Consider the following 18712-nt stretch of genomic DNA (forward strand, 5'->3'; position numbering starts at 1 on the left):
CCTTGCGGGTCTTTTTCCTGAATTTCTCGTAGCCACTGGCTTCTAGGCTTTGCTGTCTCATCGTTTTCCTGGGAGTGGAGATCAATAGGTCGATGGTATGCGATTTTCGAAATTAATCAGAGTTGCCTTAGCAATAGAAGTGAAATCAAGTAACGCATCATTGCTTTGGTCTTAAATGATTTATCGAGTCAAGTGATTAGTCTTAGGTGAATTCCAGAAGTTCATCTATTTCTGCAATCTTCCGGTTCCATTCTGCGGCGTGAGAGAGAATCTCGTTTTGATCCAGGGTGGTCAAAACGCCATGGTTCACAACCTGGCGGCCGGCAACCCAGACATCGGTGACCTTGTCCCTGCCGGTGGCGTAAACAAGGTGGGAGACAGGGTGGTAGAGGGGCTGGGTTTCCAGCGTACCCAGATCCACTGCAGTGATATCTGCTGCCTTTCCGGTCTCCAGTGAGCCGGTTTCGTCTGCAATACCCAGGGCGATTGCCCCGTTGAGAGTGGCCATACGCAGGGCAGTGGCGGCAGGCACTGCGCTGGCGTCTCCGGAAACGCCCTTGGCCAGCAGGGCGGCTGTGCGCATCTCGCTGAACATGTCCAGGTCGTTATTGCTGGCAGCGCCGTCGGTGCCAATGGCGACGTTGATACCTGCATCGATCAGTCTGCCCACGGGGCAGAACCCCGATGCCAGCTTGAGATTGGATTCAGGACAGTGGACTACGCTGGCGCCGGTTTCTGCAAAACGGGCTATTTCATCCTCCTCCAGCTGGGTCATGTGCACTGCGGCCAGGGAGGGGGATACCAGCCCCAGGTCGTGCAGCCTGTCCAAGGGATGAGTGCCGAAATTCTCCAGGCCCTGGGCAATCTCCTCGGCGGTCTCATGTACGTGCATGTGGATAGGTATATCCAACTCGTCGGCCAGGGTGCGCACCCGTTCAAGTGGCGCGTTGGAAACGGAGTAGGGGGCATGGGGAGCAAAGGCCGAAGTGATCAGTCCATTGTTGCGAAACTGATCGTGCACCTCGATACCCCGATGCAGGTATTCATCGGCATCGTTGGCCCAGGCCGAGGGGAAGTCGATCAGAATCAGGCCGATAACCGCTCGCATGCCAGCAGCAGAGCTGACCAGTCCGGTGATGTCCGGAAAGAAGTACATGTCATTGAAGCAGGTGGTGCCGCCACGGAGCATCTCGGCAACCGCGAGGCGGGTTCCATCGGCGATGAACTCTTCGTTGACCCAGCGCCCTTCAGCGGGCCAGATGTGGTCGTTGAGCCAGGTCATCAGGGGAAGGTCATCCGCCAGTCCGCGCAACAGGCTCATGCTGGCGTGGGTGTGGGCGTTGATCAGTCCCGGAATGAGGGCGTGGCTGCCGAGTTCATGTTCGATCTCGGCCTGGTACTTTTCTCTCGCCTGTTCCGTCGGCAGGATGTCGTGAATTCTGCCGTGCTGGATAGCGATGCTATAACCTTCGAGTACCCGGTTGTCGGGTGCAACCGGTATTACCCAGCGGGCATGAATGAGGGTCTCTACGTTAATTTGTTCTTCTCCCAAAAGGTTTCCTCGATGGCTATCAGACCCATGTCTGTTACAGCAGTCTTAGCCATGGTGTTGCTGCAAAAACATCAACTTCATCTGTAGAATGATGCGAATTTGCCACGGGTTGAGTAACCCGGCAACCTAAAAATTTCACATTTGAGGCTTCATGATGCAAACAATACCTCTCGATATTCAGGCGGATGCGGATCACGCCATTGTCTGGGCCAATGATCGACTGTATCTCCTGGATCAGCGGGTTCTGCCCGCAGAGGAAAGCTATCTGGAACTGCAGAGTGCCGAGCAGACGGCCACGGCGATCAGTGACATGGTGGTTCGCGGAGCGCCCGCCATCGGTATTACCGCGGCTTTCGGGGTGGTTCTGGCCGGACGGCGCTGTTATGCAGAATTCGGTGGCGACTGGAAAAGCCATATACATTCTGAACTGGACACCCTGGCCGCTTCCCGTCCTACAGCTGTCAATCTGTTCTGGGCATTGAAGCGCATGAAACGTCTGATTGCCGACATGGGCGCTGAAGATCCGGTCCCTTCGCTGTTGTCCGAAGCACGGAAAATTCACGAAGAGGACATCGCTGCCAACAGAACCATGGGGGAGTTCGGCGCCGGGTTGATCGAAGGGCCCACTTCGGTCATCACCCACTGTAACGCGGGTGCACTGGCAACAGGTGGTTACGGTACTGCCCTGGGTGTTATTCGAAGTGCCCATGCAGCGGGAAAAATCGAGATGGTCTACGCGGATGAGACGCGCCCCTGGCTGCAGGGCTCCCGGCTGACAGCCTGGGAACTGGCCAGGGACAATATACCCGTTACCCTGTTGACCGATGGTGCAGCGGCCAGTCGTATGGCCTGGGGGGGAGTGGGCTGGATCATTGTCGGTTCCGATCGAATCGCCGCGAATGGCGATGTGGCGAACAAGATCGGCACCTACAGTCTCGCGGTTGCAGCCAGGCACCATGGGGTGAAGGTGATGGTGGCGGCACCCACCAGTACTATCGATATGAATGTCGCGAGTGGTGCAGATATTCCCATCGAATCCCGCGACCCCGCAGAGGTGCTCTGCTGTGGTGGGCGGCAGGTGGGTGCGGCTGATGTGCCCGCATGGAATCCGGTATTCGATGTCACGCCGGCAGCCCTGGTGGATGCCATTGTCACTGAAAAGGGCGTTGTGCGCTTGCCAGATACAAAAAAGATGGCGGATTTGATGACCTGAACCCCTCAGAGCCGCTGAAATGCGATTTCAGCGGGCTTTTTTTTTAGGTAGTACCCTGTCCAAATGTGGTATTATCATCGGCTCATAAAAGCAATTAGCCGAAATCCCTGTTCATTGCAGGTGAAACGGCAATTACCACAAAGAGAGCTGCCCAGGGCGGCAGGGAACAGATAAAAAGCTTATGACCGAATTCGCCAAAGAAGTCTTGCCGGTCAATCTCGAAGACGAGATGCAGCAGTCCTATCTCGATTACGCCATGAGCGTGATCGTCGGGCGTGCGCTGCCGGATGTGCGTGATGGAATGAAACCGGTCCATCGCCGCGTACTCTATGCCATGAACGTGCTGGGCAACGACTGGAACAAGCCCTACAAAAAGTCGGCCCGCGTGGTCGGTGACGTCATCGGTAAATATCATCCTCATGGTGATACCGCCGTATACGACACCATTGTCCGCATGGCCCAGCCTTTCTCCATGCGCTACATGTTGGTGGACGGGCAGGGTAACTTCGGCTCCGTGGACGGCGACTCGCCGGCAGCCATGCGTTATACCGAAGTGCGCATGGCCAAGATCGCCCACAGCATGTTAGACGACCTGGACAAGGAGACCGTCGACTTCATTCCCAACTACGACGAGTCCGAGTCGGAACCGGCTGTTCTGCCTGCACGTATTCCAAATTTGCTGGTCAATGGTTCTGCAGGTATCGCGGTTGGCATGGCCACCAATATTCCGCCGCACAACCTGACCGAGGTGATCGACGGTTGTGTTGCACTGATCGACAACCCCGAGATTACGATCGATGAATTGATGGCCCACATCCCGGGGCCGGATTTCCCCACAGCCGGCTTTATCAATGGCGCACGGGGTATCCACGAGGCCTATCACACCGGCCGCGGGCGCATCTACATGCGTGCCCGCAGCGAAATTGAGACCGACGAGTCAAACAACAAGCAGCGCATCATCGTCACCGAACTCCCTTACCAGGTGAACAAGGCGCGCATGCTGGAGAAGATCGCTGAGCTGGTCAAAGAGAAGCGCATCGAGGGCATCACCGAGCTGCGCGACGAGTCCGACAAGGACGGCATGCGGGTGGTGATCGAGCTGCGCCGGGGTGAAGTGGCCGAGGTGGTGCTGAACAACCTCTACCAGCACACACAGATGCAGAGTGTCTTCGGCATCAACATGGTGGCCCTGGTGGACAGCCAGCCCCGCCTGCTCAACCTCAAGCAGACCCTGCAGTACTTCCTGCGTCATCGCCGGGAAGTGGTCACCCGACGCACCCTGTTCGAATTGCGCAAGGCGCGGGAGCGGGCTCACGTGTTGGAAGGTCTGGCGGTCGCCCTGGCCAATATCGACGAGGTCATCGAGCTGATCAAGGTGGCACCGAGCCCTGCAGAGGCGAAGAAAGGGCTGCTTGCCCGCCACTGGCAGTCCGGTACCGTCGAGTCCATGCTGGAACGCGCCGGATCCGACGCCTCGAAGCCCCAGGATCTGGAACCAGGCTATGGATTGACCGAGCAGGGGTATCGTCTTACCGAGACCCAGGCCCAGGCGGTCCTTGATCTGCGCCTGCACCGCCTTACCGGTCTTGAGCAGGATAAAATACTCAATGAATACAGTGAGATACTTGAGAAAATTAAGTATCTGCTTGGCATTCTGGCCAGCCCGGAACGCCTGATGGAGGTGATTCGGGATGAGCTGACCGCAATCCAGGAGCAGTACGGGGACGAGCGCCGCACCGAGATCATCCAGACCCGCCTGGACCTGACACTGGAAGACCTGATCACGGAAGAGGACGTGGTAGTGACGCTCTCCCATGCCGGCTACGCCAAGGCACAGACCCTGGATACCTACCAGGCCCAGCGGCGTGGCGGCAAGGGCAAGACCGCGACCAGTACCAAGGATGAGGATTTCGTCGACCAGCTCTTCGTGGCGAATACCCATGACACCATCCTCTGTTTCTCGAGCAGGGGCCGGGTCTACTGGCTCAAGGTCTACGATTTGCCCCAGGCGGGCCGAAACGCCCGCGGAAAACCCATCGTCAACCTGTTGCCCCTCGAGGCGGACGAGCGTATCAACGCTGTACTGCCCGTCAGGGAGTACGATGAGAACAAGTATATTTTCATGGCCACCAGCAGCGGTACCGTGAAGAAAACCCGCCTCACCGATTTCTCCCGCCCCAGGGCCAGCGGCATCATCGCCGTGGACCTGCGCGAAGAGGATCAGCTCGTTGGAGTGGATATCACGGACGGCACCAAGGATGTGATGCTCTTCACCTCGGCGGGCAAGGCAATCCGCTTCGAGGAGGGGAAGGTAAGACCCATGGGCCGAACAGCCTGCGGTGTACGCGGCGTCAAGCTTGAAGCGGGTCAGCGGGTCATTTCCCTGATCATCGCGGAAGAGCATCAGACTGTGCTGACCGTTACAGAAAACGGATTCGGTAAGCGTACCCCCGTGGATCAGTTCCCGGTCAAGGGACGCGGCGGCATGGGTGTCATCTCTATCAAGACCTCCGATCGCAACGGTGACCAGGTAGGCGCCGTACTGGTGGATGAGAGTGACGAGATCATGCTCATCACCGACGGCGGCACCTTGGTGCGTACCCGAGTGGACGACGTCTCTGTAATGGGACGCGGTACCCAGGGTGTGACCATGATCAGGCTCTCCAAGGAGGAGAAACTGGTGGGTATTGAACGAATTGAATCCCTCGATGAAGAAGGGGATGAAACAGAAGAGACGTCTGTCGAGGCGGGGACGAGTGAGGAATAACGCTTTGGCAGGCGGATGTTCCGCATGCTGGAGAGGGTGTTAACCAATCAAACTGTAAGGCTGGAGAAAGCAGAATGTCCCGAGTGTACAACTTCAGTGCCGGACCGGCGGCGCTACCAGAAGATGTGTTGAAGCAGGCCCAGGAGGAGCTCCTGGACTGGCACGGCAGCGGAATGTCGGTAATGGAAATGAGCCATCGTGGCAAGGAGTACATGTCAATCGCCGCCGAGGCGGAGAGTGGCCTGCGCGAACTGATGGCCATTCCAGACAACTACAGGGTGCTGTTTCTACAGGGTGGTGCCTCCAGCCAATTCGCCATGGTTCCCCTTAACCTGCTCAAGGGTAAAAGCGGTGCCGACTATATCAATACCGGCTCCTGGTCAAAGAAAGCCATCGCCGAGGCCAAGCGCTACTGTGATGTAAATATCGCCGGTGCGAACCCTGAGGGTCAGTTCACCGTGCCTGCCGAGGCGGATCTGAATCTGAACGCCGATGCGGCCTACGTGCACTACACACCCAACGAGACCATCCAGGGTATCGAGTTCCCCTATGTTCCCGATACTGGCGATGTGCCCCTGGTTGCCGACTTTTCCTCCACCATTCTTTCCCGCCCGGTTGATGTCTCCAAGTACGGCATCATTTACGCCGGTGCCCAGAAGAACATCGGCCCTGCGGGTTTGACCGTGGTGATCGTTCGTGAAGACCTGATCGGTGATGCAGCGGATGGCACGCCCACCATGTTCAACTACGCCACCCACTCCGGTGCGGACTCCATGTATAACACGCCGCCCACCTATGGATGGTACCTGGCGGGCTTGGTCTTCAAGTGGCTCAAGAACAACGGCGGCCTGGATGTGATGGCGGCGGTCAACGAGCGTAAGGCCGAAGCCCTCTACGCGGCCATCGATGGTTCCGACTTTTACAATAACCCTGTGGACCCCGCCTGCCGCTCCTGGATGAACGTACCGTTCACCCTGGCGGATTCCGAACTGGATGCCGCCTTCCTGAGTGAAGCTTCAGAAGCCGGTCTCAAGACCCTGAAGGGACATCGCTCGGTTGGCGGTATGCGTGCCAGCATCTATAACGCCATGCCCGAAGCGGGCGTTCAGGCGCTGATCGAATTCATGGCGGATTTCGAAAAACGCCACGGTTAAAACAATAAGAAACAGGGAGTGCCTTGTGTACTCCCTGAAATACAACGATTCAAAGAGAGGGTTAATGGTTATGTACAAAGTACTGACCCTGAACAATATTTCAGTAGCCGGCCTGGACCGTCTACCACGCGACAAGTACGAGATTGCCTCAGAAATCGCCCACCCCGATGCCATTCTCCTGCGCTCCTACAAGATGCACGACATGGAGATTCCCGAAACCGTAAAGGCTGTCGGCCGCGCCGGCGCCGGCGTGAACAACATCCCGGTGGACAAGATGACCGAGCTGGGCATCCCTGTGTTCAACGCGCCGGGCGCCAACTCCAACGCGGTTAAAGAGCTTGTACTGGCCGGCATGCTGATGGCAGCCCGGAACATTGGCCAGGCCTGGAAATTCTCCAGAGGCCTCGAAGGCGAAGATACCGTGATCAACAAAGAGGTTGAGAAGGGCAAGAAGAACTACGTGGGCTTCGAACTCCCCGGTCGCACCCTCGGCGTGGTAGGTCTTGGTGCTATCGGTGTGCGTGTTGCCAACGCTGCGCGCGCCCTGGGTATGAACGTAATCGGCTACGACCCCACCATCACCGTCAAGGCCGCTTGGCAGCTCTCGGCAGACGTGGAACAGGCCTTGAGCGTGGATGATCTCATCTCCAAGTCCGACTTCATCACCTTCCATGTGCCCCTGATCGAAGCGACCAAGCACATGATCAATGCCGAACGTCTGAAGCTGATGAAGAAGGACGGTGTACTGCTCAACTTTGCACGTAACGGCATCATTGACGATGAGGCGGTGGTCGAGGCTCTCGACAGCGGCCATCTCTACGCCTATGTCTGTGATTTTCCCAGCAACCTGCTCAAGGATCATCCCCGTTGCATTACGCTGCCGCACCTTGGGGCCTCAACCCAGGAGGCCGAGGAGAACTGTGCCATCATGGTTGCGGACCAGGTCAGCGACTACCTGGAAAACGGCAACATCACCAACTCTGTTAACTTCCCCGAGATCAACCTGCCACGCAATGGCGGTCACCGCATCGCCGTGGTGAACTCCAATGTGCCCAACATGGTTGGCCAGATCTCCACCGACCTGGCAGAGGGTGGCCTGAACATTATCGATATGCTCAACAAGTCACGGGAAGATGTCGCAGTGACCCTGCTGGATGTAAATGATGAACCTGACCAGGCAACCCTTGATCGCATTCAAGACATTGACGGTGTGCTCACCGTCCGCTGTCTCGGTTGTGCGAAGGAAGACTGAAAAGTAGGTAACAGGCCCTAATATGAGCGACCAGGACAAGCTTCAAGGTATCCGCGAGCGCATAGATTCGCTGGATGTCCAGATCCAGGAACTGATCAACCAACGGGCGGCTGCGGCCCAGGAAGTCGCCCGGATCAAGCTGGCGGAGGACAAGGACGCTTTTTTCTACCGACCTGACCGGGAAGCGACAGTTCTTAGAACAATCAAGGAGCGCAACAAGGGCCCCATGGGTGATGAGGATATGGCGCGCCTCTTCCGTGAAGTCATGTCGGCATGCCTGGCCCTGGAACAGCCTATGAAGATCGCCTTCCTGGGTCCTGAAGGCACCTTTACCCAGGCTGCGGCACTGAAGCATTTCGGTCACTCGGTCAACACCATTGCCATGGGCTCCATCTCGGATATTTTCCGCGAGGTGGAGTCCGGCATGGCCCACTACGGCGTAGTGCCGGTGGAGAACTCCACCGAGGGTGTGATCAACCATACCCTGGATACCTTCATCAATTCCCCCCTGCAGATCTGCGGTGAGGTGATGCTGCGTATCCATCACCATCTGCTGAGCATGGCACCGGATCTGAAGTCGGTGAAACGGGTCTATTCACATCAGCAGTCCCTGGCCCAGTGCCGCTTGTGGCTGGATCGTAATCTGCCTCATGCGGAACAGATCACCGTGGGCAGTAATGCCGAGGCGGCGAAGATGGCAAAGGAAGAGCACGATGCCGCAGCCATCGCCGGCGAGATGGCAGCAGAGATCTACCAGTTGAAGGGACTGGCAACCAATATCGAAGATGAGCCGGACAACACCACGCGTTTCCTGGTAATCGCGCGTCAGAAGGCTTTGGCCACGGGTGAAGACAAGACGACCCTGCTGTGTGCCACCCGAAATGTCGCAGGCGGACTGAGTTCACTGCTCACCCCGCTGGCTGACCACAACATCAGCATGTCCCGCATCGAATCCCGTCCATCCCGCAAAGGTAACTGGGATTACGTATTCTTTATCGATATCGAGGGACACCAGGACGACCCGAATGTCAAAGCGGCCCTGGATGATTTCGAAAAGCAGGCGCGTATGCTGAAGGTGTTGGGTTCTTACCCCAATGCCGTACTGTAGAAGTTTTGATTCAACAATATTCAGTGTTTCTGTTAACTCCGCGTCTAAGTGTCACCGCGGTTCAAAATTGATTTTATTGCCATGACAGATCAAACAAACAGGTTTCTTGAAATTGCAGCTCCCGGTATCGCCAACCTCAAGCCCTACGTGCCTGGCAAGCCGATTTCGGAGTTGGAGCGCGAATTGGGCATCACAGATTCAGTGAAACTGGCCTCCAATGAAAACCCCCTGGGCTGTAGCGAAAATGCCAAGGCCGCCATGCAGGGAGAGCTGTCTGATTCGGCCCGTTATCCCGACGGTGGCGGATTCGAACTGAGTAAGGCGCTGGCAGCCAAACACGGCGTGGATGCAGGCTGCATCACCCTGGGCAACGGCTCCAACGACGTGCTGGATATGATCGCCCGGGTATTCCTGTCACCGGGTTACGAGTCGCTCTTCTCCCAGCACGCCTTTGCGGTCTATCCCATCAGTAGCCAGGCTGTCGGAGTCACCCTGAAAATCGCCCCTGCGGTCAACTATGGCCACGACCTCGAGGCGATGCTCAACATGGTGGGGGAGAAGACCCGCGTGGTTTGGGTGGCGAATCCCAACAACCCGACCGGCACCTGGCTGAATGGGGAAGAGCTGGAGAACTTCATCGCTGCGATTCCACAAAACGTCATCGTGGTGGTGGACGAGGCCTACATCGAGTACGTGGACGAAGAGGACTACCCGGATGCCAGCCAGTGGCTGTCCAAGTATCCCAACCTGATCGTGACTCGCACCTTCTCCAAGGCCTATGGCCTCGCCTCACTGCGGGTAGGTTACGGACTTTCCCACCCGGATATCGCCGATCTGCTCAACCGTGTGCGCCAGCCCTTCAATGTCAATAGCATGGCCCAGGCTGCTGCACTGGCTGCCCTCGAGGATCAGGATTTCATTCAGAGTTCCATCGACATGAACCGGGCCGGGATGGAGCAACTGGTAACCGGATTTGCCGAAATGGGGCTCTCCTACATACCGTCTGTAGGCAACTTTGTCACCGTGGATGTGGGACGTCCGGTAGAGGAGGTGGGCCAGGCGCTGCTGCGTGAGGGCTGCATCGGCCGCCCGGTGGCCAACTATGGCCTGCCTAATCACCTGCGGATCACCGTGGGTCTTGAGGAGGAGAATGCCCGTTTCCTCTCTGCCATGAAAAAGGTGCTCGATAAATGATGGTACGCCAGCTTGCGGTCATCGGCGTCGGGCTGATCGGCGGCTCCCTGGCGAGAGCCCTGCGCCAGGTCGGCGAGGTGGGTGAGGTCGTCGGTTGCGGACGCGGCAAGCCAAACCTTGAGAAAGCCGTAGAGCTGGGTGTTATCGATCGTTATACCCACGATGTTGGCGAGGCAGTTGAGAGGGCGGACCTAGTCTTCCTCGCGGTGCCGCTGGGTGCCATGAAAAACGCCTTCACTGACATGAAGGGGCATCTGGCAGAAGACGCTATTATTACCGACGGCGGCAGTGCCAAGCGCAGTGTCATCGATGACTGCAAGGAGGGACTGGGTTACCTGCCCCCCGGATTTGTGCCCGGACACCCCATAGTCGGCACGGAGAACAGCGGGGTGGAGGCTTCGTTCCCTGAGCTCTACCAGAATCGCCGCATTATTCTGACCCCCACCGAAGAGACTGCTCCTGACGCCCTGGAGAGGGTGGAAGCGATCTGGCGCGCCTGTGGCGCAGAGGTGACCCGGATGAGCGTAGAGCACCACGACGAGGTGCTGGCAGCCACATCTCACTTGCCTCATATGTTGGCCTTCGGCCTGGTCGATGCCCTTGCGCGCATGAAAGAGAACGACGAGATCTTTCGCTACGCCGCCGGAGGCTTCCGTGACTTCACCCGCATCGCCTCTTCCAACCCGGTGATGTGGCGGGATATCTGTGTGGCCAATCCTGTGGCCCTGAGCGAAATGATGGAGCACTACATCGCAGAGATGAGCGACCTGGCATCCATCATTCGTGATGGCGACGGCGACAAGCTGCTGGAGATCTTTACCCGTGCCAAGGATGCCCGTGATCGCTATATCGATGGTGCGCTGAACTCACCTGAATAGAAGTTGTATTGGGCCAGGAGTGGACACCCGGCTGATTCTGTTCGAAACTTGTACAAAATAAGAAATGTGATCAGGGGTGACCAAAATGCAGGTTTCAGTAAACACCGCTCGATACAGTTTCGGAGAAGAGATCGCACACACGGTTACCCATGGTGTGGGTGCCCTGTTGAGCATCGCCGGTTTGGTGGTTCTTGTTGCTTTTTCCGCGCTCTGTGGTGATGCCTAGCATATCACCAGCTGCAGCATCTACGGTGCGACCCTGATATTGCTCTACACTGCTTCGGCTCTCTATCACGGTATCCCTCTACCCAATGCCAAGCGGATCCTGCGGCAGATCGATCATGCCGCGATATTCATCCTCATCGCCGGTACTTACACTCCGTTTACACTGGTCAACCTGCCTGGTGGTTGGGGATGGACCCTGTTCGGGCTGGTTTGGGGGATTGCGATTGCCGGTGTGGTGCTGGAACTGGTTTTGCGCAATCGTTATCGACGGCTCTCTATCGGGCTCTACCTGGGTTTGGGCTGGCTGGTTGTGATCGCCATAGATCCGATGCTTTCAAAGGTCGATACAGGCGGCCTGGTACTGTTGCTCATCGGTGGGCTCTGCTACTCCCTGGGTGTCATCTTCTATGTCTGGCGATCCCTGGCTTACCACCATGCGGTCTGGCACCTGTTTGTCCTGGCCGGGAGTATCTTCCATTTCTTTGCAGTACTGTTTTATGTTATCCCCGAAGGGGTGTGATCCAACAATCTTTCGATGACGTTTGTGATCCTGTGCAACTCCTCGGGCTTGGATAGGCGGTGATCGCCTTTCTCGATCAGAATCAGTTCGGTGTCTTCACTTTCAAGTCGCTCTACAGTTTCCCGTGATATCTCCCAGGGTACGTCTTCGTCATCCAGGCCATGGAGCATCCGCACAGGGCACAGGATGGGGATGCTGGATGCCAGCAGCAGGTGCTCTGTACCCTCGCTCAGCAGACGTTTGTCGTTGTCACTGTATGCCGAGGGCAGTTCAGCGAATCCGTTGAGTTCGAGGCTTTTCAACTGCGGCTCGGTGAGGGCGGGGCGAAGCAGTCTCTCCGTGAAGTCGGTGGCGCAGGCAATGGTTACGACCGCCGCGGTCCGTTCCCGCTGCCTCATGGCCAGCAGTAATGAAATCCAGCCCCCCATGCTTGATCCGACGAGGATCTGATTACCCTCGGTCACTTCATCGAAAACGGCCTCTGCATCCTCCAGCCAGTCTCCAATGGCGCCCGATTCAAAGGTGCCGGATGACTCTCCGTGCCCTGAGTAGTCAAAGCGCGTAAAGGCGATTTCACGTTCACGACACCAGTTCTCCAGGGCAAGCGCCTTGGTGCCGCTCATGTCGGACATGAAGCCCCCCAGAAAGAGAACACCTGGAAGCGTACCCTCCAGGTGGTGGTAAGCGATCTTTCTCTTGTATGGGGTGTCCAGGTACCTTGGTTGCCCAGACACTGCTTAATTGGATTTTTCTGGCTCGGAGTCACCGGTGACGGATTGATATTTTTCCACCACGGTATCCTTCGCATCGGAGAGGGACTGCTTCATTTTGTTCCAGTCACCCTTGACCGGTTTTGGCACGCCGGTGTCTTTCTCTTCCATCTCAATGCGGTTCTTGTTCATTTCAGTCCATTTTTCGTTGATATCCCTGGTTGAATCGGAGACCGCCTCTCCAACATTTTCTGCCGCTGCCTTGGCATGGTCAGCCGCTTCTTTCATGTTCTCTTTTGCCTCTTCGCTGCAGCCGAGCAGGAAAACGACCACACCCGGTACTATCCACTTCAGTTTCATTAGTTAGTCCATTGTTCCATTAAACATCGAGTGTGAAAGCATCGCCTGTTTTGCAATATCAGTAAACAGGAGAATGGCGCGGTTTTGGGTAGGACTGTCACTTAATCCAAAATGGTTTATTTGCTTCTGCCTCAGCTTTGGCACGACTGATCCCGATGTCCTTGAGCATGGTGTCATCAAGCTGCATCAGTGCCTTGCGTTGAGTGTAACGCTCGACCCAGATCTCCAGTTTCATGAAAAATCCTGGCCGCCTGCCATTGGGTGATCTTTGCCCCGTTTTCATTGTCGTGTTCCCGGTAAATGTTGCCTACCGGATAAGCTATCGACTAAACTGAAAACGTTACAGATGTAGATTGTTTTAAATAAAACCAGTACAGATGACGTAACCCATTATCTGTACTGGTTAATTATTGATGATTCTGTACTGTTCAGTGAGGATGGTTGATGAAAAAATATGAACATCTGGCAGATCTGCTCGAATCCAAGGGTGTGGTGGAGGCAAGGTTCAAATCGGGACACTACGTCAGGGAAGTGCCGGATTCGAGTCCACCGTCCCCGCCGAGAGTACCGGATTTTTCCCTGCGACCCCAGAAAATCAGCAAATGGCTCAAGGTGCTCAATGTCCTGTTCCGTCGGGAGGAGCCGGGTATTACCTACCTGGGCCGGGCCACCCCCAATGTCAGGGCGCCTACCTTGAACCCTCTCAACCGTTCATTGGCAGCTCTGACCCGGCGTGGAGACGAGCGTGATCTCTCCTACGACTATATGTTTGGCTGCGAAGAGTTGCGTCAGCAGATTCCCCGTGTTTCTGTCGACTCCGGTTGTGGACTTTCCCCGGATGAGATCATCATCACTTCGGGCTGCCTGGAAGCACTCTCCAGCAGTTTGCGGGCATTGACCAAGCCGGGGAATACGGTGATTGTGGACTCCCCAAGCTTTTACTGTTCCCTGCAGGTGATTGAGGCCAACGGCCTCAAAGCGCTCGAGATGCCCACCGATCCGCAAAATGGTGTAAACCTGGAAGCCATGGAACTGGCCCTGGAAAAAATGGTCGGTCAAAGCCTGTCTTCTGACACCGTCATTCAATAATCCACTGGGCTACTGCATGCCGGACAATCGAAAGGAGGCACTTCTGAAACTCCTGAAACGGTATGACGTACCCTTGATCAAGGATGATATCTTTGGCGACCTGCCCTACGAAAAACCGCGACCCAGAAGCATCAAATCCTTTGACAGGGAAGGGCGTGTCTTGCTGTGTTCATCCTTCTCCAAGACATTGGCCCCGGGGCTGCGAGTTGGGTGGGTGGCCCCGGGTCGGTACCTGCAGGAGGTGATGCACATGAAGTATGTCTCCAGTATGGGTACGGCGACATTCCTGCAGCTGGCTATTGCAGAATTCATTGCTACCGGGGGCTATGATCGGCATCTGAAACGAATGCGTATGGAGTACCGACAGGGCAGGGACCGTATGCTGGAGTGGATAAAGACCTATTTCCCGGATGGAACCCGCGTCACCTGTCCGCAGGGTGGCTTTCTCCTGTGGCTTGAGTTGCCACGGGGTGTAGACGGGGAAGCGTTGACTTACAGGGCGCTTGATGAGGGGATTGGGATCGCTTCTGGCAACCTGTTCTCGGCTACAGACAAGTTTGACCACCATATCCGCCTGAGCTATGCCAGCGCTCCAACCCAGGAAAGAGAGAGGGCGGTAAAGAGATTCGGAGAGCTGGTAAGCGAGATGACAGAATGAGGACTGACGATTTAAACAGGGATGCCATTCGGGAACGCTTGCTTTTTGCAGCTGATAAACCCCTAGCAGATCCCTATCCTGAGGGATATTTCAAAGTGCCCGCCAAGCCGGCTGCGGTGCTGCTGCCGCTATTCCGTGAAGCTGACGAATGGCGCTTGTTGTTCATTCGTCGTTCACATAATGACGACGACCGGCACAGTGGACAGGTGGCGTTTCCCGGGGGGCGTATTGATCCGGTTGATGCCGATGAGACGGCTGCCGCACTCAGGGAGTCCCACGAGGAGATCGGTCTGAAAGCTGGGGATATTCATGTGCTGGGACAATTAAGCAGTTATCGCACGGTGAGTAACTACCTGGTGACGCCGGTTGTTGCCGAGATCAATTGGCCATTGGAGTTCAAACCGGATCCGTCAGAGGTGAGCCGGGTATTCAGCATCCCCTTACACTGGCTGGCTGAACCCGGGAATCACGTGGTGAACCAGAGGTATCTTCACGGCTTCGATGTCGCCATGCCGGTCTACTATTTCGATCGTTACGACAACGAACTGTTGTGGGGTGTCACCGCCAAAATCACCGTCGGTTTTCTGCGGCTTATCGGTTTGCTGGCGGACGAGGACTAAGTCACTCTTCAGGTGTGACTGTGGTCAGACCCAGCATCATCCAGCCCGGCATCCCCATGCGATACCACTTCAATTTATGGGTCGGGTAGCCAATGCTTAGCAGTGTTCTGATACTGGTGGGTGACTGGCCGCACCAGGGCCCGTTGCAGTAGAGCACCAGGGTCTTCGCTTTGTCGAAATTCCACAGTCCCTCATCGAAGGTTGCGCCAAGCTGCAATTCCAGGATCTCCGAAACCTCCCTTGGCGAGGCCATTTCAACATTGAGGGTAGACCAGGGGATATTGATGGCACCCGGAATCATCCCTTTCGAGAGCCACTCGCCAGTGCGGGAATCGATTATGACTACCGATTCGTCACCGTCAGCCAGGCGTTTTATATAATCGATGAGTTCAAGTTCGCCGATGGTTTCCACGCCTTCGGACAGTTTTATGGGCTGTATGCAGAATGGCGGGCACGCCCTTGATGTGAGGGCGAAATCGAGATCCACCATGTTCTCCGTATCCTGGGTACGCTCGATACGAAGAGACTTCCCATCGATCTCGATATCCACATAGGGATGGTCTGCTGTGAGGTTTACCGGATGCTCATCATCTGCGGCATGGACGGCCAGGGGAAGTGTGAAAAACGCAATATACAGCAACCATCGGGGGAACATTGCTCTAACTACCTCACAAAAATCAAAATATTCGCTTAACTCGGGAGTTTAGGCATTTTTTGTACTCAAAAATATAGAGAATTCAAGGCAATACCCCAAGCATGGCAGCTGTTAGAGTATAACGCTCAAGGTGCCTTCGGGCCAAACTTACAGAAGAGAACTGGAATGGCCCCGTCATCGGGTGAATATCCGGATATGAACATCACTGAAGCCACAATAGAATCTCGTGTTTCACAGCAGGAAACATCTACAGGCAGTGAGCAAAAGAGCAATGCCTCGCTTCCCCTTGCCCTGAAGTGGTCTATCAGTATCGCAGCGCTGATCGTAATGGTCATGGGGCTGCTGGGCTGGTTCCTGATGAATCAGCAAGAGGATGCCTTTGAGCGTCAGAATGCCTTGATGGGCCGGGTGGTTGTGGCCCAGTTCGCAAGGGCTGCAAGTGAACCGCTTTTGGCTGACGATGATCTCGCGCTGAAGGTGTTGGTCAGCCAGCAGGAGAAATCTCCCCTGATTGTCGGTATGCAGGTGTTCGACAGGGAGGGCCGTTTACGGGGCGGTGCCGGTTCACCACCGTTTGCCGACAATTCGATTACAGTAAATGAACACCCTGTATTCCAAAGCGGGGTGCCTGTAGGTATGTCATGGAACACCGATGCAGTCTCAGCGGTCTCTTTTGGCAGCGAGGTGCGATTCAGAGAAGTCCTCGCAGGCTATGTGCTGGTCAGTCTCGACCGAGCGCCGTTTGAATTTGCGCTGACACGTTTGGTCAATGCGCTGCTGGCCACAACACTCGGTTTGATTGTGCTGGGGGTGATACTCTCAATTGCGCTGGCTCACCGCTTATGTCGTCCGATTTATAAACTCGTGGAGGCGGGCGAGGCTATTCATAACGCTGATGGAGGCGGTGTCAGCGGAGAGAGCCGGGGTGATGAGATCGGTCGCGTGCTGGATATTTTTCAGAATATGGCAGAAGGGCTGAAAGAGAAGAAGGTTGTGGAAGAGACTCTCTATCGCTATGTCTCTCCCAATGTAGCCCAAAAGCTCCTGGCATCCGGTGACGATTCCATGGCCCTGGGCGGTGCCACCACAACGGGCAGTGTGCTGTTTTGCGATATTGTCGGCTTTACGGAACTCTCTGAAAAACTGCCGCCTGAAGAGCTGATGGCACTATTGAATCACTACTTCAGCTACTTTGCCTTGGCCGGCAGCAGTTGCCAGGGTACGGTCGACAAGTTTATCGGGGACTGTGTCATGATCCTGTTCGGGGTTCCTGAACAGGATGAAATGCATGGTCTTTATGCAGCCACATGCGGGGTGTTGATCCAGGAGAGTGCCGATAGAATCAGCCAACAGCGCCGTAGTGCGGCGCTGCCAACTGTCGACTTCAGGATTGGAATAAACAGCGGTTCGGTGCTCGCCGGCAACCTGGGTAGTGAAGAGCGGATGCAATACACGGTAGTGGGTGATGTGGTGAACGTGGCTTCCAGGATCTGTGACCTGTGTGCCCCTGGAGGTATTCTGCTCACTGAAGAGACAGCAAACCAACCCGCTGTCAGGGAGACCATGTTACTTCTGAGCAGGGAGAGCGCCACTGTCAAGGGACGTAGCGAGCGCGTGGAGTTGCTCGAGATGGAGCGGGGCAGCTTCAGTCGGCACGATCTGATCAAGCAGCATCTTGAAGCCATTCTGCCGGAAGGGAAAGCGGGATGAGGCGGTCATGGTGGCCCTTGTTACTGGTTATCTCCTTTCTTGGAGGGTGTCAGCCTGTACCCGTCAAGGAAGAGCTCCCGAGAGGATTGGATTCGGGTGAGTCCGTTGAATACTCGAATAAGCTTGTCAAGGAGGGCCGTTGGGAGGAGGCGATCTCCCTGCTCGAGCAGACCCGCAGTGCGTATCCTGATGCAAAGGCAGTTGGAAACACGCTGCTCAAGACCCGACGCGACTGGCGCAACAGAAAGCAGACCCTTGAGGATCTGGTATTGATCTACGAGGCAGATGCACTCCACAAGAAAATTCCCATTGCAGAGAAACTGTTCAAGGCCCAGCCTGACAGTTATCTCCTCAACTCCCGGTTGCTGATTTGGCAACAGGAGTTGAAAAGCAGGGTGGATGACCTGTTGGCCTGCGGCAGTTTCCACATGGAGCGAAACCTGGGAATGGCGAAACTGTGTCTCGACCTGGCAAGAAAGATTGAGCCGGGGTCGCAAACCGATGCGCTCTATGCCCTGGTAAAGCGACGGGAAAGAGCCAAAGAGACAACGCGGCAGAAGAAACAACAGGCAGATGCCGCTGTTTCACGTGCCGAGCAAGCGAAGCAGCTGGCTCTTCAAGCTGAAGCATTGTCTGAAGCAGGCAATCTGGTCGGGGCACTGGTTACCGTGGAAGGGGCATTGAATCTTGATCCGCAAAATCCTGACCTGAAGCCGAAATGGTTGTTATTGAAAAAACAGGTCGACGAGCAGGTCAACAGCCTGGATGCGGTGGCCGAACGCTTGTATAGAGAGGAGCATCTGGAAGCCGCCATTGCAGCCTGGGAGTCGGCTCTTCAGCTCTCACCGGACAGCCATGAGATCCTGGCCAAGCTCAAAAGGGCGCGTACCGTTCTCAAAAAGCTGAAGCATCTGGAGACACGGGGAAGTAACCCAGCGCCAATAGAATCCGCGGATTCAACTCGCTAGTGCAACAGGTGGGTTGATCCCGAAAAATACCTGATTAGGTGTTTTAATGCCAAGGCATTTTCGAGGGCGATTGTTCAGT

General features: G+C 55.8%; 17 protein-coding genes and 1 pseudogene. 13 read left to right on the forward strand and 5 right to left on the reverse strand.

Going from position 1 to position 18712, the window contains the following annotated elements:
- Window positions 1–202 precede the first annotated feature (202 nt).
- Entirely contained in the window at window positions 203–1552 is a 1350-nt protein-coding gene (locus BOW53_RS07630; protein ID WP_245832042.1) for a TRZ/ATZ family hydrolase, read from the reverse strand.
- A 154-nt stretch (window positions 1553–1706) separates the two neighbouring features.
- Between BOW53_RS07630 and mtnA the strand changes: the two genes are divergently transcribed.
- The 8 genes and pseudogenes from mtnA to trhA all read left to right on the forward strand — a co-directional run bounded on the left by mtnA (window position 1707) and on the right by trhA (window position 11863).
- Complete coding sequence (mtnA, locus tag BOW53_RS07635; RefSeq protein ID WP_078487306.1) at window positions 1707–2765, forward strand: S-methyl-5-thioribose-1-phosphate isomerase; 1059 nt, start codon at window positions 1707–1709, stop codon at window positions 2763–2765.
- Window positions 2766–2946: 181 nt separating this feature from the next.
- On the forward strand, window positions 2947–5532 hold the full coding sequence (gene gyrA / locus BOW53_RS07640) for a DNA gyrase subunit A (protein ID WP_078487279.1): 2586 nt from the start codon (window positions 2947–2949) through the stop codon (window positions 5530–5532).
- A gap of 74 nt (window positions 5533–5606) precedes the next feature.
- Complete coding sequence (gene serC / locus BOW53_RS07645) at window positions 5607–6686, forward strand: 3-phosphoserine/phosphohydroxythreonine transaminase (RefSeq protein WP_078487280.1); 1080 nt, start codon at window positions 5607–5609, stop codon at window positions 6684–6686.
- Window positions 6687–6756: 70 nt separating this feature from the next.
- Window positions 6757–7938: a phosphoglycerate dehydrogenase gene (locus BOW53_RS07650; protein ID WP_078487282.1), complete on the forward strand. Its 1182-nt coding sequence runs from the start codon at window positions 6757–6759 to the stop codon at window positions 7936–7938.
- Between the two features lie 22 nt (window positions 7939–7960).
- Window positions 7961–9046 (forward strand): prephenate dehydratase, encoded by a 1086-nt coding sequence (gene pheA / locus BOW53_RS07655; RefSeq protein ID WP_078487284.1) that lies wholly within the window; start codon window positions 7961–7963, stop codon window positions 9044–9046.
- A gap of 81 nt (window positions 9047–9127) precedes the next feature.
- Window positions 9128–10240, forward strand: a complete 1113-nt coding sequence (gene hisC / locus BOW53_RS07660) for a histidinol-phosphate transaminase (RefSeq protein ID WP_078487286.1) — start codon at window positions 9128–9130, stop codon at window positions 10238–10240.
- A complete protein-coding gene (locus tag BOW53_RS07665; RefSeq protein WP_078487308.1) occupies window positions 10240–11118 on the forward strand; it encodes a prephenate dehydrogenase in 879 nt (292 codons plus the stop codon). Before hisC ends, BOW53_RS07665 begins: the two co-directional genes overlap by 1 nt.
- Window positions 11119–11203: 85 nt before the next feature.
- A pseudogene (gene trhA / locus BOW53_RS07670) lies at window positions 11204–11863 on the forward strand (PAQR family membrane homeostasis protein TrhA).
- On the opposite strand, the gene BOW53_RS07675 reads toward trhA, so the two are convergent.
- The 3 genes from BOW53_RS07675 to BOW53_RS07685 all read right to left on the reverse strand — a co-directional run bounded on the left by BOW53_RS07675 (window position 11839) and on the right by BOW53_RS07685 (window position 13168).
- Window positions 11839–12597, reverse strand: a complete 759-nt coding sequence (locus BOW53_RS07675; protein ID WP_245832043.1) for an alpha/beta hydrolase — start codon at window positions 12595–12597, stop codon at window positions 11839–11841. The pseudogene trhA and the gene BOW53_RS07675 sit on opposite strands and share 25 nt — an antisense overlap.
- Window positions 12598–12600: 3 nt before the next feature.
- Window positions 12601–12933: a hypothetical protein gene (locus tag BOW53_RS07680; protein ID WP_078487290.1), complete on the reverse strand. Its 333-nt coding sequence runs from the start codon at window positions 12931–12933 to the stop codon at window positions 12601–12603.
- A 97-nt stretch (window positions 12934–13030) separates the two neighbouring features.
- The gene (locus BOW53_RS07685; RefSeq protein ID WP_245832044.1) at window positions 13031–13168 is read right to left on the reverse strand and encodes a DUF1127 domain-containing protein; all 138 of its coding nucleotides are present in this window, start codon (window positions 13166–13168) and stop codon (window positions 13031–13033) included.
- Between the two features lie 209 nt (window positions 13169–13377).
- On the opposite strand from BOW53_RS07685, the gene BOW53_RS13525 reads away from it, so the two are divergent.
- The 3 genes from BOW53_RS13525 (at window position 13378) to BOW53_RS07700 (ending at window position 15300) form a co-directional block, all read left to right on the forward strand.
- A complete protein-coding gene (locus BOW53_RS13525; protein WP_078487293.1) occupies window positions 13378–14022 on the forward strand; it encodes an aminotransferase class I/II-fold pyridoxal phosphate-dependent enzyme in 645 nt (214 codons plus the stop codon).
- Window positions 14023–14038: 16 nt separating this feature from the next.
- Window positions 14039–14680: an aminotransferase-like domain-containing protein gene (locus tag BOW53_RS07695; protein WP_078487295.1), complete on the forward strand. Its 642-nt coding sequence runs from the start codon at window positions 14039–14041 to the stop codon at window positions 14678–14680.
- Between the two features lie 95 nt (window positions 14681–14775).
- The gene (locus BOW53_RS07700; RefSeq protein WP_172838821.1) at window positions 14776–15300 is read left to right on the forward strand and encodes an NUDIX hydrolase; all 525 of its coding nucleotides are present in this window, start codon (window positions 14776–14778) and stop codon (window positions 15298–15300) included.
- Window position 15301: 1 nt separating this feature from the next.
- Here BOW53_RS07700 and BOW53_RS07705 read toward each other — a convergent pair whose 3' ends face one another.
- Window positions 15302–15940: a rhodanese-like domain-containing protein gene (locus BOW53_RS07705; protein ID WP_245832045.1), complete on the reverse strand. Its 639-nt coding sequence runs from the start codon at window positions 15938–15940 to the stop codon at window positions 15302–15304.
- A gap of 180 nt (window positions 15941–16120) precedes the next feature.
- Between BOW53_RS07705 and BOW53_RS07710 the strand changes: the two genes are divergently transcribed.
- Window positions 16121–17665, forward strand: a complete 1545-nt coding sequence (locus BOW53_RS07710) for an adenylate/guanylate cyclase domain-containing protein (RefSeq protein ID WP_078487300.1) — start codon at window positions 16121–16123, stop codon at window positions 17663–17665.
- Complete coding sequence (locus BOW53_RS07715) at window positions 17662–18633, forward strand: tetratricopeptide repeat protein (RefSeq protein WP_135607044.1); 972 nt, start codon at window positions 17662–17664, stop codon at window positions 18631–18633. The genes BOW53_RS07710 and BOW53_RS07715 overlap by 4 nt, the downstream gene beginning before the upstream one ends.
- Window positions 18634–18712: the final 79 nt, after the last annotated feature.

The sequence above is a fragment of the Solemya velesiana gill symbiont genome (genome assembly GCF_002020805.1).
GTDB lineage: Bacteria > Pseudomonadota > Gammaproteobacteria > Chromatiales > Chromatiaceae > Sedimenticola_A.

Coding starts and splice junctions, on each gene's coding strand:
- BOW53_RS07695 (WP_078487295.1), top strand. CDS start 14,039: ATGCCGGACAATCGAAAGGAGGCACTTCTGAAACTCCTGAAACGGTAT.
- pheA (WP_078487284.1), top strand. CDS start 7,961: ATGAGCGACCAGGACAAGCTTCAAGGTATCCGCGAGCGCATAGATTCG.
- BOW53_RS07715 (WP_135607044.1), top strand. CDS start 17,662: ATGAGGCGGTCATGGTGGCCCTTGTTACTGGTTATCTCCTTTCTTGGA.
- gyrA (WP_078487279.1), top strand. CDS start 2,947: ATGACCGAATTCGCCAAAGAAGTCTTGCCGGTCAATCTCGAAGACGAG.
- BOW53_RS13525 (WP_078487293.1), top strand. CDS start 13,378: ATGAAAAAATATGAACATCTGGCAGATCTGCTCGAATCCAAGGGTGTG.
- BOW53_RS07685 (WP_245832044.1), bottom strand. CDS start 13,168: ATGAAACTGGAGATCTGGGTCGAGCGTTACACTCAACGCAAGGCACTG.
- BOW53_RS07710 (WP_078487300.1), top strand. CDS start 16,121: ATGGCCCCGTCATCGGGTGAATATCCGGATATGAACATCACTGAAGCC.
- BOW53_RS07680 (WP_078487290.1), bottom strand. CDS start 12,933: ATGAAACTGAAGTGGATAGTACCGGGTGTGGTCGTTTTCCTGCTCGGC.
- serC (WP_078487280.1), top strand. CDS start 5,607: ATGTCCCGAGTGTACAACTTCAGTGCCGGACCGGCGGCGCTACCAGAA.
- hisC (WP_078487286.1), top strand. CDS start 9,128: ATGACAGATCAAACAAACAGGTTTCTTGAAATTGCAGCTCCCGGTATC.
- mtnA (WP_078487306.1), top strand. CDS start 1,707: ATGCAAACAATACCTCTCGATATTCAGGCGGATGCGGATCACGCCATT.
- BOW53_RS07650 (WP_078487282.1), top strand. CDS start 6,757: ATGTACAAAGTACTGACCCTGAACAATATTTCAGTAGCCGGCCTGGAC.
- BOW53_RS07665 (WP_078487308.1), top strand. CDS start 10,240: ATGGTACGCCAGCTTGCGGTCATCGGCGTCGGGCTGATCGGCGGCTCC.